At 43.1% G+C, this 14645-nt stretch carries 13 protein-coding genes; 12 read left to right on the plus strand and 1 reads right to left on the minus strand.

Annotated elements, in window-relative coordinates:
- The first annotated feature begins 75 nt into the window (after positions 1-75).
- The 11 genes from RHS_RS10860 to RHS_RS10900 all read left to right on the plus strand — a co-directional run bounded on the left by RHS_RS10860 (position 76) and on the right by RHS_RS10900 (position 12369).
- Entirely contained in the window at positions 76-1917 is a 1842-nt protein-coding gene (locus RHS_RS10860; protein WP_044294807.1) for an extracellular solute-binding protein, read from the plus strand.
- A 22-nt stretch (positions 1918-1939) separates the two neighbouring features.
- The gene (locus RHS_RS10865; RefSeq protein ID WP_242849053.1) at positions 1940-2872 is read left to right on the plus strand and encodes an ABC transporter permease subunit; all 933 of its coding nucleotides are present in this window, start codon (positions 1940-1942) and stop codon (positions 2870-2872) included.
- A 166-nt stretch (positions 2873-3038) separates the two neighbouring features.
- On the plus strand, positions 3039-3911 hold the full coding sequence (locus RHS_RS10870; protein WP_027292827.1) for a carbohydrate ABC transporter permease: 873 nt from the start codon (positions 3039-3041) through the stop codon (positions 3909-3911).
- 42 nt (positions 3912-3953) lie between these two features.
- Entirely contained in the window at positions 3954-6407 is a 2454-nt protein-coding gene (locus RHS_RS10875; RefSeq protein ID WP_395022051.1) for a glycosyl hydrolase family 95 catalytic domain-containing protein, read from the plus strand.
- 74 nt (positions 6408-6481) lie between these two features.
- Positions 6482-6892, plus strand: coding sequence for a glycosyl hydrolase 2 galactose-binding domain-containing protein (locus RHS_RS30810; protein ID WP_395022053.1), 411 nt, complete (start codon positions 6482-6484; stop codon positions 6890-6892).
- Positions 6889-8364, plus strand: coding sequence for a glycosyl hydrolase 2 galactose-binding domain-containing protein (locus RHS_RS30815; protein WP_395022189.1), 1476 nt, complete (start codon positions 6889-6891; stop codon positions 8362-8364). The genes RHS_RS30810 and RHS_RS30815 overlap by 4 nt, the downstream gene beginning before the upstream one ends.
- Complete coding sequence (locus RHS_RS30820; protein WP_395022056.1) at positions 8342-8893, plus strand: glycoside hydrolase family 2 protein; 552 nt, start codon at positions 8342-8344, stop codon at positions 8891-8893. The genes RHS_RS30815 and RHS_RS30820 overlap by 23 nt, the downstream gene beginning before the upstream one ends.
- Positions 8894-9237: 344 nt before the next feature.
- Entirely contained in the window at positions 9238-10089 is an 852-nt protein-coding gene (locus RHS_RS10885; protein WP_047833183.1) for a TraX family protein, read from the plus strand.
- Between the two features lie 12 nt (positions 10090-10101).
- Complete coding sequence (locus tag RHS_RS10890; protein WP_027292831.1) at positions 10102-10470, plus strand: BlaI/MecI/CopY family transcriptional regulator; 369 nt, start codon at positions 10102-10104, stop codon at positions 10468-10470.
- The gene (locus RHS_RS10895; protein WP_161597383.1) at positions 10415-12046 is read left to right on the plus strand and encodes a M56 family metallopeptidase; all 1632 of its coding nucleotides are present in this window, start codon (positions 10415-10417) and stop codon (positions 12044-12046) included. Before RHS_RS10890 ends, RHS_RS10895 begins: the two co-directional genes overlap by 56 nt.
- A 113-nt stretch (positions 12047-12159) precedes the next feature.
- On the plus strand, positions 12160-12369 hold the full coding sequence (locus RHS_RS10900) for a hypothetical protein (protein ID WP_027292833.1): 210 nt from the start codon (positions 12160-12162) through the stop codon (positions 12367-12369).
- Between the two features lie 230 nt (positions 12370-12599).
- On the opposite strand, the gene RHS_RS10905 is transcribed toward RHS_RS10900, so the two are convergent.
- Positions 12600-13703 (minus strand): uroporphyrinogen decarboxylase family protein, encoded by a 1104-nt coding sequence (locus RHS_RS10905; RefSeq protein ID WP_047833185.1) that lies wholly within the window; start codon positions 13701-13703, stop codon positions 12600-12602.
- Between the two features lie 125 nt (positions 13704-13828).
- Here RHS_RS10905 and RHS_RS10910 point away from each other — a divergent pair, with 125 nt between their 5' ends.
- Positions 13829-14632 (plus strand): AraC family transcriptional regulator, encoded by an 804-nt coding sequence (locus RHS_RS10910; RefSeq protein WP_044294818.1) that lies wholly within the window; start codon positions 13829-13831, stop codon positions 14630-14632.
- Positions 14633-14645: the final 13 nt, after the last annotated feature.

Genomic DNA, 14645 nt, shown 5'->3' on the forward strand with positions numbered 1-14645 from the left:
ATATTCTGGATTTTGGCCAATCAGAAGGAGTGTATTTACCGGGAAAATAAAAGATAAAAAGGTGGAGGTAAGTGGATGAAAAGAAGAATGAAATCTGTCGTAAGTATTTTGTTGGCAGCAGCTATGGTTTCAACTATGGCAGGATGTGGAGGCGAACAGGAGTCTGGAGCAGATGCCGGAAAAAAAGTGGATACGGGTGGGAATGCAGATTCCTCGGAAAATGGGAACGATGATGTGGTGACTTTGAAGATGTTCATACGGAATCAGTCCAAATACACAGGATTGCAAGAGGATCCCGTGGCAAAATATATCGAAGATAAATTGGGAATAAGAATTGAGCTGACCGTAGACTCAAGTCTTGGAAATACAACGGCACAAACAAGTACCTTTAATGAACTTCTGGCGACGAAGCTGGCAAGTAACGATCTGGATGATATTATGGATTTTGGTTCACCTGCGGGAAATCCGGAGATTCTAAATAATCTAAACAGGGCAGTGGAAGCCGGGATGATTATTCCATTAGATGATCTGGCAGCTAATACAGAGCATATCGGAAAAGATCCAAGGCTTACCATTCGAAATGAATACCGCAGAGACCATATGTATCAGGACGGACATTTTTACAGCCTGGGCGGCTGGGGCGGAATGGGACTGGATCAATTGCCCGGAAGTGCCAACTGGGTACGCTGGGATTTATACAAAGAGATGGGATATCCGGATATTAAGACAGATGAAGAGTTTCTGGATATGTTAAAAGAAATGCAGGATAACAATCCACAGACACCGGCAGGTGAAAAGATCTATGCTCTGGGCGGGGGTTTTGCGGATCCGCAGGGGATGGGCGATGGATTTGTCAACCGGGATTATCCTCTCTCCAAAGGTTACGAACCTATCGAAGGAAATTATGCAGTATATTTGAACCATGGGACGAAACAGGTAGAGGCACCATTATTAGATCCTGACAGTTTTTTCTGGAAAGGTGTAGACTTCTACTATAAAGCTAATCAGATGGGATTGATTGATCCCGGTGCGGTGACCATGAGCAGTTCCGAGTACAAAGAAAAAACGGACAAGGGCGGTTATCTTGCTGCTTTAAACGGCTGGCAGGTCATGAATAAAGAAGCACTTTTAGATGGTTTGGGTATGAAAGATTCCGGATATATGCCGATTAAGATGCTGGATGATGTGCAGTCTATGTCGATTTACTGGGAATCAGTTGTGGGTGGAAATGAATTTGCGATTACCAGTAAGTGCAAATATCCGGAGAAAGCAATGGAATTTCTGGACTGGTGCTTCTCGGAAGAAGGATCCCGCATGATTACGCAGGGAGCAGAAGGCATGGCATATGAAGTAAAGGACGGTATTCCCACGGTTACCGATCAATACGTAGCAGATAATCAGGGCGGCGTGGTAGATATGGCGGAAACATACGGAAAGTGGAAATATGCCGGAATTAACGCCTTCCAGCACATTGATGTAGATTCTGACGGCAATTATATCCAACCTGAACAGACACCGAATCTGGATAATTATACAGCGGTAAAGAAAGATGCCCTGGCATTCTACGGAGCGGACAGTTTTACGGATTATTTTAAAAATTATAAGACCAGAAGCGGTGAAAAGCTTCCAAATGTGATCTGGTCTACCTACACCAGCGGTATCGGCTCCAAACCGGATGATATCAAACAAAAGTATGCCCAGATTAATGAATATATGTATAAAGCAGTATTTAAGCTTGTTTATGCAAAAGATGAAAATGAATTTCAGACTTTAAAGCAGGAAACCATGGATAAGGTTGCAGGAATGGGTGTAGATGATGTAGTGAAATGGTACACGGACCGTTTTGACCAGCTGCACAAAGATCTGGATCCCATGATCGACAAAGCTATGACTGCTTATAAAATAGATTTAAAATAATAAGGCGAAAGGAGGTAGTTGTTTGAAAAATTTAATATGTAATGTCAGCGGCAGAAATGGCGCTACAAAGCGGAAGCTCTTGCTGATCAGCCTGCCCTTTATTATGTTTATATCGGCATTTTGCTATGCCCCTCTGGCAGGCTGGATTATTTCTTTTTTTAAATACTATCCGGGAATTCCCCTGAATAAGCTGGAATTTGTAGGTCTGCAAAATTTCAGGATGTTTTTCAGCAATGGAGAACAGGTATTAAACGTAGTAAGGAATACATTTGTACTCAGCGGGCTGATTATTATAACATTGCCGGTCCCGGCATGTTTTGCAATTCTATTAAATGAACTTTCCACCAGGCGGTTAAAAAAGGTGGTGCAGACATTTTCCACCATACCATATTTTATTTCATATGTATTGTTGTATCTGGCTTTTGTGACGATTCTTTCTCCTTCAGATGGAATGCTAAATACACTGCTGTATGAAAAACTGCATCTTATTGACCAGCCGTTAAATGTACTTACCAATCCCAAAACGGCATGGACAGTGCAGACCTGTACTTATTTATTTAAAAATATGGGTTACAGTGCCATTTTATATCTATCGGCAATAGCCAGTATCGATACCCAGCTGTATGAAGCAGCTGAAGTAGATGGTGCAGGCAGATTCCAGCGGATGCTTCACATTACGGTTCCCGGGCTGGTCTCTACTTTCGTTGTATTATTGGTTCTGGGACTTGGAAATGTGCTCTCGGGAGCAGGATTTGAACAGTATTATGTCTTCGGAAATGCCATGGTATTGGATAAGCTGGAAGTAATTGATACCTATACTTATAAAATGGGAATTGTACAGGGAAATTATTCCTTTGGTACTGCGATGAGTATGATGAAATCGCTGTTAAGTGTTGGGTTATTGCTGTTTTCTAACTCTATCGTGAAGCGTATTCGGGGCAGTTCTATCTTTTAAGATCACACTGCTTATTTAGGAATATCGTAAACCGGTTTGCGATATTCATGGGTTAAAAGTTGAAAGAAAATTGCTAAGTAGAAAGGAAGCCACACTGTGATTCTTTCAACTTGATTTATTTGTGGCAGTATTGCAGCAAGTCCTGCAATATGCAATGGGTGCAATAATGAAAAAAAAGATGACTGTATTCGATGTTATCAATATTATATTTATGCTTCTTGTGCTGATAGTCTGCATCTATCCCTTTTACTGCCTGTTAATCAGTTCATTCAGCGATCCCAAGCAGGCAGAAGGGTGGTTTTTCATATTTCCCACCAATGTATCGCTGAACAGTTACCGGGAAATCTTTGGCAATAACAGGATACTGCAGCCAATTGTGATTTCCCTGTCAAGAGCAGTAATTGGAACCGTGATCACGCTGGTGTGCTGCAGCATGTTTGCCTATCTGGTAACCCAGAAAGAGCTGCCATACCGCAAAGGAATCTATAAATTTGTTGTAGTTACCATGTATCTGAATGCAGGAATGATCCCCTGGGTAATCACCATGGTAACTTATGGATTGAAAAATAATTTCTTTGTGTATGTAATACCTACTGCCATGTCAGCGTTTTACATTATACTAATCAAAACATATATTGAAGGAATTCCGGCAGAACTGGAAGAGTCTGCAAGAATGGATGGGGCAGGATTTTTTACCACCTTCTTTAAAATAATTCTTCCGGTATCAACCCCGATTCTCGGCGCGGTAGCAATGTTCAGTGCGGTTGCCCAGTGGAATTCCTGGTATGATAACCTGATGCTGGTGCAGGATAACGGTTTAAAGACACTGCAGCTGATGCTGTATCAGGTAATTCAAAACATGAACGTAGTTATGAATGACCCAAAGACGGCAGGAACGGCAATGGTAATGAACCGCCCGTCTATTCTGTCGGTACGTTCCGCTATTGCAATGCTCACCATCATTCCTGTCCTGGCAGTATATCCGTTTATGCAGAGGTATTTTACAAAAGGAATTATGATGGGAGCAGTGAAAGGCTAATACAGCATCGCAGGCGGATCCCGCTATAAAGGGGGTTTAAGGTTGAAAGAAAATTACGATGCAGAAAGGACGCCACGATGTGATTCTTTCAATCTGTTTGATTGTGGCAGTATTGCAGCTTGCCTGCAATATGCAATGGGAATAAATATGAATAACAGAGATATATTATGGTATCGGCAGCCGGCAAAGAAGTGGATTGAGGCGCTGCCCCTGGGAAATGGCAGAATAGGGGCTATGGTATATGGAGGCGGGCTTTCGGAGCGGATCCAGATTGATGAATCTACGTTCTGGTCAGGAGAACCTTCTTCGGAAAACAACCGTCCTGGTACAAAAGAGCTGTTAGGTCAGATACGGCAGGTTTTATTAAATAAGGATTATGAAAAGGCAGATCATCTTGGCAGAAATCTAACCGGAAATAAAAATAATTATGGAACCAATATGCCTGTGGGGGAATTAGAATTAGACCTGTGTATGGAGGGGGATGAATGTAAGGCGTCTGATTTACGAAGAAGCCTGGATATCAGTGCCGGTATTGCAAATACAGAATTTACTATTTATAACAATCCATTTGTCCGGGAAGTATTCGTATCCGGTCCCCACCAGATCGTATTGATGAAGTTTTATTCCTGGCAAAAAGTAAAATTTCAGATTAAAATCCGTTATGACGGAATCGGAAATAATACCGGAATAACAGGAATAGAAGATGAGGATTACCTGATTAACGGGGATGCATTGGAAGACCTCCACAGTGATGGAAAATGCGGTGTTCATTTAAACGGCAGAATCCGTGACCTGACCGATGGGAAATCCAGATATGAATCCGGGTGTATTGTAATAGATCAGGCGACGGCAATAGAGCTGCGGATGGGGCTGGCAACCAATATGTTTATGGATGACGCGGATCATATGGTAAAAGAACAGCTGAATGCAGTGCAGAGCCAAACTTATGAAGAGCTAAAGGAAATCCATATTCGTGACGTGAAGGATCGGTATCGTAGAATGGATATCCGGTTGGAGGGTGGGAAAGAAACAGCTGTGGCAGAGAGAAAAACCGCAGGAATGGCAGAACCAGATACAGCCGCTCCTTGGAATCTTCCTACCGATGAAAGAATCGAACGGGCAGCAGCAGGTGCAAGTGACCCTGATCTGTATGCCCTCATGTTCCAATACGGAAGATATCTGCTGATCGCTTCCTCCAGGGAAGACGCACCGCTTCCCACTCATATGGGTGGTATCTGGAATGATAACATTTACAATCGGATAGACTGTACCCAGGACATGCATATTGACATGAATATACAGATGCAGTACTGGCTGGCAGGTGCCTGCAACCTTACGGAAGCATACTGGCCGCTGTTTCACTGGCTGGAGCAGACGCTGGTCCCCTCCGGCAAAAAGACAGCCAGGGAAGCATATGGGGCGAAGGGCTGGACTGCCCATGTAACGTCAAACCCCTGGGGTTTCACTTCACTTGGCTGGTCTTATAACTGGGGTGTTTTCTCCTTTGGGGGTGCGTGGACAGCCGTACTGTTATGGGATTATTACGAGTTTACAAAAGACAGGGCATTCCTGAAAGATTTCGCGTATCCGATTCTGGAAGGTGCAGCTCAGTTTGCAGTGGATTATTTATTTTTTGATGAAGTTACTGGCTGGTATATGACAGGACCCTCCTATTCTCCGGAAAATCAATTCTCCATAGATGGTAAAAACTATTTTCTGTCCCTGTCCACCACCTGCGATGTAGTGCTGGTCAGGGAGATTCTGGAAATTGCAAGAAAGGTTTCAAAGGAACTGGAGTGCGCCGACCTGGAATTGGTGGAGCGCATAGATCAAATATTGCCAAAGCTTCCGCCTTATCAAATCGGAAAAAAAGGGCAGATTCAGGAATGGATGGAAGATTTTGAAGAACCGATTCCAAATCACAGGCATACAACCCATCTGCTGGGGCTGTATCCATTTCATCAGATTGATGCCCGGGCAGACCAGGATTTAAAGCATGCGGCTCAGAAGACATTAGAGCTGAGGTATGAAAATTTTGAAATCACATCCTGGGGAATGGCGATGCTTGTGGGATATCATGCCAGAATGAACGATGGGGAACAGGCTTGGAAAATACTGAATGATACGGTTAAGAGACTGGTAAAACCTAATCTGGCATCGGTTATGAGCGATGAGACATCCATGTGGTGCGGTACCTGGGAACTTGATGGAAATACCGGAATTACAGCAGGGATCGGTGAGATGCTGTTACAGAGCTTTGAAGATCAGGTAGTAGTTCTGCCGGCACTTCCGGCGGATTGGAAGCATGGGCATTTGAAAGGCAGCCGTATCAGAGGCGGACATACCGCAGATGTTGAATGGGAAAATGGAAAGCTCATATCATTTCAGATAATGGGAGCGTGCAGTGATAAAAAGAGAATCCGCTATGGTGAAAAAGAGATGGAGGTCCAGCTGCAGGAGGGCATTTGGGCAATATTAGATCAGTTGAAGGATTAGGGCATGTCTGAAAAATCATTGCATCTATCTGCACGTCCCACTTTGCGGGTTAGATCTGAACAGGAGAACTCAAAATGATAGAATTAAATTTAAATGGAACCTGGGAAATGAGAGCCAGGGGAGAAGAAAGATGGATTCCTGCAGTGGTACCCGGATCCGTATATGAAGATCTGCTGCGGGAAGGAGAGATACAGGATCCCTTTTACCGGGATCATGAAGCGGGAGCCAAAGCAGTTTCCGAAAAAGATTACGATTACAGGCGCAGGTTTCTGGTGAGTCCTGAATTGTTAAGCATGGACAGTATCCAGCTGGAATGTCAGGGGATTGATACCATTGCAGACATTCATATCAATGGAATATTGGTGCGGCATTGTGAAAATATGCATATGGTTGCTGGAAGCAGAGGTAAAAGCAGCGTTAAGAATGGGAGTAAAATGAAATTACCGTATCCTTTACCTCACCTTACAGACAAATCGAGAACATAAAAGCAAAACATCCTTATATGGACCTGGACCGTCACCTCTTCCAGGCAAAAATGCAGATGAGAAAAGCAGCCTGTATGTTTGGATGGGACTGGGGACCTGAACTTGCAGATATGGGAATCTGGCGTCCGATTTGCCTCAAAGGATACCGGGCTGGCAGGATTCAGGAACTGCAGATACGACAGAACCACCGGTTTGGAAAAGTAGAATTGGTTTGTGATATAGAATGGGAGACCTTTTTGCCGGATACGAAGTGCGGGATCAGTATTTATTCCCCTGAGGGCGAAGTGCTCTGTGAAGAGGCAGCTGTTGATGGACACCTGACCTGTATGATAGAAAATCCCCGGCTTTGGTGGTGCATTAATTACGGAGAACAGCCGCGCTATATCGTATGTGCAAAGCTGTGGCATGAAAATGAAATCGTTCATATGCTGGAAAAGAAAATAGGACTGCGTACCCTGACAGTGAAACAGGAAAAAGACTGCTTTGGTGAAACATTTCATTTTGTAATCAATGATGTTGAAGTCTTTGCAAAGGGCGCAGACTACATACCGGAAGACAGCCTGTTTGGAAGAATACGGGAAGAAAAATCACGGCAGCTCATTGACAGCTGTATAAAAGCAAACTTTAACATGATTCGAATCTGGGGCGGAGGAGTATACCCCGCAGAAGCATTTCTGGATTATTGCGATCAGACCGGTATAATGGTATGGCAGGATTTTATGTTTGCCAATATCGTTACGATCTGGGAAGGAGATGAACGGGCAAATATGGAGGCAGAGGTAGTTCAGCTTACCAGAAGACTGCAGCATCATCCCTGTATTGCATTGCTTTGCGGAAATAATGAAACGGAGCTGATGGTCTGGGACACGATGGAACAGAAATATAAAGATATGTATGTACAGCAGTTTGAAGTGGATATGAAAGCCCTGGTCTCAAAAGAAGCACCGGATATCTTCTATTGGCCCAGTTCTCCGTCTTCTTCCGGAAGTATGCAGGACGTGGAAAATATGGATATAGGGGATACCCATGACTGGAACGTCTGGCATGGACAGAAACCATTTACGTATTTCCGGACAACTTTTCCCCGCTTTAACTCTGAATTTGGATTGCAGTCCTTTCCCTGCATGAAGACAATCGAAAGCTTTACCTTACCGGAAGACAGAAATATATTTTCTTATGTAATGGAGGGCCATCAGAAGAGTAAAAACGGAAATGAAGTGATAAATGCTTATATTGCACAATATTTTAAGTTTCCAAAAGACTTTGCATCCTTTGTTTATCTGTCACAGATGATTCAGCTGGAGGGCATTCGTTATGGGGTGGAGCATTGGCGGAGAAACCGTAATGACTGCCGCTGCATGGGGGCGTTATTCTGGCAGATCAATGACTGCTGGCCGGTTGCCTCCTGGGCAAGCATCGATTGCTTCGGAAGATGGAAGGCACTGCAATATGGAGCGAAGCGTTTTTTTTGAGCCGGTACTTGTCTCTGCCTGTGAAGAGGGGACAAAAGTAGAACTCCATCTTACGAATGAGACACTGGTGAAGGTACAGGGAACTTTAAAGTGGCAGCTGCGCCACGTGGAGCGGGGGATTATCAAAGAAGAGGAGTTTCTGTGTTCGGTAGAAAGGCTGCATTCTGAGTGTATCAAAGTAATAGATTTTCAGGAGGAATTGCAGCAAGAGGAAGATTACCGCAGATATTATGCAGCATATGTCTTTACCATGGAGGAGAAAATAATTGGAAGCGGAACAGTTATTTTTAAGCCTGCAAAACATTTTGATTTCCAAAAACCAGAGATTCACTGTGAAAAGCTGGACGGAAATACCTACCGGATTACCGCAGGGCAGTTCTGCAAATTTGTAGAAATCAGTTTTCATGAGGATTTGTTACTAAGTGACAACTATTTTGATCTGGTTCCGGGTATGGAGAAGATCATCACGACAGATAGACAGACCCGGGAAATACCGGTGATTACCAGTCTGTATGACAGCTATGATTAAGCTGCCCGTTAATATTATGCCTGAATTTGAACACGGATATAATGATTTTTCAGCCATATTTATTCCCATTTTGCAGGCAAGCCTGCAATACTGCCACAATCAAACAGGTTGAAAGAATCGCATAGTGGCATCCTTTCTGTATCGTAATTTTCTTTCACACTTTATTTTCTGAAGATATCTTTCCATTCTACTTCTTATCTTAATCTCAAGCCGTTTAACAGATCGTGACAAAGAACGTATCTGTCAGACGGCTTATCTGGTACAGTACACAGAAATGATATTTTATACTTGAAAAGATTTTCTTGACATTCTAATTAGACAAATGTATAATTCGAATAAGACAATTGTCTAATAAGAAAGAAGGTGTAAATATAAATACAAGAAAAATAAAAATAATTGCGGTACTTGCTATGCTGACCGATCATTTAATCTGTCAGTACTATGGTCCTGATTTTTTCTGTGTCAGGGATGTGGTAAGAGGAAACCTGTATGATTTCTTTGGAAGCTTTCCGGCAATAGAGGGAATAGCAATTAGATGTATTCAGGCACTGGCTTATTCAGTGGGAATCATCGGCAGAATGGCGGCAGTCCTGTTTTTCTTTCTGCTGGCAAATGGATTTCAACACACGAAAGATGTAAGAAAATATATCGGAAGGCTCCTGTTTTTCGGTGTGCTTGCTCAAATACCATATACGTTATTTGGTGAAGGCCATCTGATACCAATAACCGAAATGCGGTTTAACATTATGTTCACTATGGCAGTGGCTTTATTCGCTCTCTGGTGCAGCCGGCGCCTAAAATCCAGGCCGGTAATTGCCGCAATGGTGGTTCTGTTCCTTACATGGGTTACAGTAAAACTGGATCTGGAATATTCTTACCAGTGTGTTGCATATGTGTTTTTCTTCTATTACAGCAGGAATTTGAGCAAAGCAAAACGGGGTACTATCGGCGTTCTGCTAGCAGCAGGACTTCAGCTTTGGCGTTTCCAAAGTTTTCTATTTGATTTTGATATCCGGATGGTTACTACAATCGGAATGTACATAGCAGGGCATTGTCTTGCGGTTTTGCTAACTTTAAAGTACAATGGAGAAAAAGGAAAACAATCCAAAGCATTTCAATATTTCTTTTACGGATTTTATCCCGGACATCTTCTGGTGCTGGGATTGATACAGATGATGCTTTATCGAGTTGGTTAGGAGGATACAGACATGAAAAAATTACCGGATGCGGAATTTGAAGTTATGAAACAGGTGTGGGAATGTGAACAGCCGGTCACGGCTCCCATGCTAATGGAAAGAATGGAGGAAAAAGGCTGGAAGGCACAGACGCTGATCAGCCTGTTGATCCGACTGACAGAACGGGGGTTTCTAAGAAGTGAGAAAAGAGGCAGGGAGCGGATATACTGGACCCAGATTCAAAGAGACGAATATCTGGCATTTGAAACCCAGAACTTTGTAGAAACCCATCACAGTAATTCTATCAGCAGCTTGATGGCATCGCTGTATGATGGGGGAAAGCTGGATGACAACAGTATTGGGGAACTGGAGGCATGGCTGGCCGATTTGGAAAAGAGGTGAAACTTACCGGATGTTTGATTTATTAATTTCTCTTATCATTTCTTCTGTTTTAATGACTGCAGCAGCGGGGATATTATTAATTGTATTGCGTAATGACCTGCTGCAGTGGGTAGCTCCTTCCGGGCGGGCACTTTTATGGATGGTTTTAATCGCCGGATTGTTATTTCCTATGAAGCCTGTTGTATTTACTCCCATGGTGGAAGTAAAAGCGCCGGAATTTTTACAGAGTACATCCGTATTTAAGTCTGCAGAAGCTTTTACGCAGGATCGGGGGGCAGAAAAAGAAAACTATACATCTGGGGGAGTCACAACTCAGACCGGTTCATCTTTGGATTATGGGGTGCTTCTGTTCTGGGGAATCGTTGTGGTCTGGATATCAGGAGTGATGGTGGTGACAGTCCGGGGGCTTGGGAAATGGGTTTCTTTTCGGAACATGCAACGCAGATGGTGCCAGGAAATTAACGATCCATGGATGGATAAATGCCTGGAAGCAGCAGGCAGGCCCCTTGGTATAAAAAAATGCCGGAAGATATACCGTTGTCCTTTTGTGGAAACGGCTTTGCTTACCGGTCTTATTCACCCTGTTATTCTGGTACCGGAGAAAAACTATACCGAATTGGAAACAATTTTGATTTTACGCCATGAACTGGCACATTATATGAGATGGGATCTGTGGGGGAGAACAATTGCGGCTCTGGCATCAGCTTTACATTGGTTCAATCCTGCCGTTCGTTGGATATGCAGGGAATATATGCATCAATGTGAACTTGCATGTGATACACTTGTTTTAAATCAGGCAGATAAAGGACTGCGGTTTCAATATGCGTCGATTCTCATTGGTGCGGCAAGGACACCCGTCAAAAAATATCCCGTGTCGGTAGGTTTTCGCCTATCGGGGAATTTAGTTCATATGAAAGAACGTATCCGTGAGACTACAGAACATCTGCCCAAGAAGAAAGGAATACTGCCAGTCGCTGTTTTATGCAGTCTGGTACTGTGCTCCGGATCTGTTATGGCACTTGCACAGGACAAAGAGGGAGCAGATATTTTTCCGTACCAATCCATATCAGGAGGTATCGCAATCGTCTCTGATATAATGGGTGGTATCCAATCAGAAGCATATCCGGATACAGATTCTGATCCGGTAAAAGTACCCGAGGGTTATAAAGAGGTAAATGCAAATGTGGATGATGAAGGGATAACCTATCGTCTGGTTGCTGCCTTGTATGAGCAGGAAGGTATGGATATCCGCAATGATAAAATGGCAATCCGAATGAATAACGAGGATCTGGCATTGATAGATCCCAATGAGAAAATTCCGGTCAGCCCCATGACAGGAGGGACGCCGCCCTGGCTGGTAAAGGCGTATGTAAATGGCCGGGATGTTTGGGAGCTTATAAAGTACGGGTCAGATATGTCCGAAATAAAACAGAAGATCAGCAATGCTCTGATGGAAGCAGTAGGCGGAGACTATGACAGTAAAGAAGCGTTCAGTAATGCAGCGAGAGAAAAAATTACCCAGAAGATAGGAAATTTAGGAGATTTTGTAGAATTAGATATTTTGAACCGAGAATAATAAAAAAGGCAATAAATTTGTATGAGTTTTCAGTAAAAATACTAGACAAAATCCTCATTTGGAACTAATATATTCATATAGAATAAATAAGTGAATTTGAGGAGGATAATACTATGGCAAGAGGACAAAGAAAATCAATTGATGATCAAATCGAAGTATTGGATGGACAGATTGAAAAAGCGCAGGCGAAACTGGATGAACTTTTGAGTAAAAGAGAAGAACTGGAAGGCAAGAAGAGAGAAGAAGCGCTGGGTTATCTCTATGATATGATCCAGGAAAGCGGAAAATCCATCGAAGATATTATGATGATGATTACGGATTAGTACTACATTGCATCTTATAATTAGGTTTGTCTGAGTAAGGGACGCTTTGTAGATAGAGATGGTGCCCGGAAAACTTTAAGTAACGTTTCAAGTAAGGTTAAGCAGTGCTTCATACAGGCACTGCTTTATTTGTGTAAAAAAGTGACACAAGTGACAGAGCCGCAGACAATGGAGAAATTTCTTCTTGAGTCTGAGGCTCTTTCTTTAACCGGTATGGATTAGAAATAGCCTTATTTATAATACCCATAATCATGTGCAGCCTGGTACATGGCAATGATATTCTCTACGGGTGTATTATCCTGGATAGCATGTGTGGGGGCAAAATGATATCCTCTGCATTCCATCATAATATCCAGGGTTTCTTTGCAGACGTTTGTTACATCCTCACAGGACCCATAAGCAAGGGGGCCGGCGGTGGAGATACATCCTCTGAAATTAAGCCTGCCTCCAAAATGTTCCTTTAAATATTGGGGAGACATATTTACGGCTTCGGGCTGCAGGGTATCCACTCCTTTGATTCCGATTTCTACAAAATCTTCATATACCCAGCTTGATGATCCACAGGTATGAATCAGGGAGGGAATGTGGTAGGAGTCAGCCAGGTCCGCAAATTGCCTGTGGATTGGTTTTAATACTTCCCGGTAAAGTTCCAGGCTGATCATAGGGCCGATCTGTGTTCCCAGATCTTCACCCATCCAGAGAAAGTCAATCTGCCCCTTACATGCATGGAGCAGACGGTCTAACATTTTTAACTGAAAATTAGCACGTCGGCGGATCAGTGACATGGCAGCTTCGTCTTGGTCCAGCAGATGGCAGAGGATATCTTCTACGCCCATAATGCGGCCGTTAGAATTAATGATATCCGGCATACCGGCATGTCCTGTGAACAGTGCAAATTGATTACCGTAAGATTTTGCCAGCTCACATGCCGCCTCATAATCAAAACAATCCGGATCCGGTACCGGAAAATTCTCAAAAGCTTCATCACAGGCATCTTTTAATGGAAAATCACAGAAATCCCAATATCCGCCGGTGTCATGTTCCACCCAGCGCATGATGCTGCCTTCCAGTTGGTCGACCCTTCTGTTGGCTGGGACAGAGAATAATTCGGGTCCGGTATAGGGTGCCTGGATGGGACGGTAGTCTACACCTAATATCTGGAGAAGGGTTTCGTCATCGCATCCGTCAATGCCCAGAGCCTTTTTCAATCTTTCATGAACTGCAGGGTTTGCATCGTATCCGATGGTAACCCGGTCTGTTTTTTCATATTGAAAAGTGCGTTTTACTCTTTCCTTAGCGGTCATGGATTCTTTTCCTTTTTGAATTTTATACATAAGCACACTCCTTTGTATTTCTTTTTATGAAATTATGATATAATAGAATCGAATCAGTTACAATGCAGTAAAAGACCAAAAAATAAAAGAAATGACTCATATATATAAAACATGGGAGGTTAGAAATGAAGCTGAAAATGAATGTAATTAATCTATATCAGTGTGACAGCGGGTTTGAAACATCACGCAGGGTGTTTGATTACCATTATATGCTCTATGTTCACAGAGGAAAAGGGCGGTATGTCATAGGAAATAAAACCTGTCCTGCAATTATGGGGGACTTATTTTATGTGCCCCCGGGTGTGGGAAATACAATTTTAGCGGATGTGGAAGATCCCTTTTTATTATCCGGTATCGAATTTGTATTGCAGGATCAATCGCCGGAAAACAGAATGGCACTGGCAGGACTTTATCATAAGACGAATATTCTGAAAAATAGTTTTTTAGTGGAAACGATTCAGCAAATGGTAAAGGAGTATCACATCGGGCGTATGTATTCCAGCCAGATTTGCAGCAGCCTGTTAGGATCTCTGGTTATGAAACTGCTTCAGTCACAGGTTATGGGAGGTCAGGAGCAGGATCAGATGAAGGGCCAGATCCTGGATTATATTGTGGAACATATGCAGGAGGGTATCACTCATCAGGAATTATCTGCTGTTTTCGCCTGCCATAAAAGCACGATTAACCGGATATTAACTGCCTCCACCGGAATGAGCCTTAAAAATTATCTGATTGATCTGCGCCTGAAAAAGGCCGGGGAACTGTTAAAATACAGTAATAAATCCATGAGTGAAATTGCAGAGCTCTGCGGGTACCAGAGCAGTATATTTTTCTCGCGGCAGTTTAAACAGAAAATGGGGGTAACCCCTTTGCATTTTCGCAATTGCAGCGGTAATACGCCTGTGGGAATAATAACAGATACCAAATAAAAAGCAGTAATAA

Origin of the sequence: Robinsoniella sp. RHS (assembly GCF_001029355.1) — a bacterium.
GTDB classification, from domain to species: Bacteria; Bacillota; Clostridia; order Lachnospirales; family Lachnospiraceae; genus Robinsoniella; species Robinsoniella peoriensis.